Origin of the sequence: Peptoniphilus sp. oral taxon 836 str. F0141, from assembly GCF_000179335.1 — a bacterium.
GTDB lineage: Bacteria > Bacillota > Clostridia > Tissierellales > Peptoniphilaceae > Peptoniphilus_A > Peptoniphilus_A lacrimalis.
Genome location: NZ_AEAA01000135.1, coordinates 1 through 849 on the forward strand (window position 1 = coordinate 1; position 849 = coordinate 849).

At 30.0% G+C, this 849-nt stretch carries 1 pseudogene; it reads right to left on the reverse strand.

What is annotated here, in order from left to right:
* Window positions 1-20 precede the first annotated feature (20 nt).
* Window positions 21-838, reverse strand: a pseudogene (locus HMPREF9131_RS08970) (methionine gamma-lyase family protein).
* Window positions 839-849 lie beyond the last annotated feature (11 nt).

Genomic DNA, 849 nt, shown 5'->3' on the forward strand with positions numbered 1-849 from the left:
ATGAGAATTGTATAAACTTACTAAAATTCTTCTAATATTTTCGGATTATCTAATTTTATGGCACTTATTATGTCACCTCTCTTATCTTTTGTTGATGGTATTACATCAAATCCCAATTCTTCAAAACATTTCGAGAATAACAAAGCAATTTTTAGGGCATCCTCTACTATTTTTGGAGCAATAAATAGACCTTGTAGAATTTGCCTTGTCATTCCAAAAGTTAATCCACAATCTTTGCCAATTCCTGGTGCAGTTAATAAAGATGCTGCTGATTCAATTAATTCTTTTTTACCAACCACATATCCTCCTGAGTAAGCAAGTCCTCCTCCAGGATTTTTTATTAATGAGCCTGCCATTATATCTATATCTAAATATGAAGGCTCTTCTAAACATGTAAATTCTCCGTAACAATTATCTACAAATATATAAACATCTTTTTTATTTGCCTAATTTTTTTTACTGCTTGTTCAATTTCTTCTATAGTGAAGGCTCTTCTATCACTGTAACCTGTGGAACGTTGAATCATAACAAGTTTAGTATTATCTTTAACATAATCTTTAAACGAATCTAAATCAATTTTTCCATCAATCAAAGGAACATGAGAATATTCAACACCCATATTTATTAAAGACCTTTTATTATTTCCATTAATTCCTATTACTTTAAGCAAGGTATCATATGGCTTTCCAGTTAATGATAGCAAATGATCACCCTTTGAAACAATTGATGAAATTGCTAATGTTATGGCATGAGTACCATTTACAATATTTGGTCTTACAAGTGCATCTTGACATTTGAAAATTTTGCTATAAATTTCTTCTACCTTATCTCTACCTATATCTCCATAAC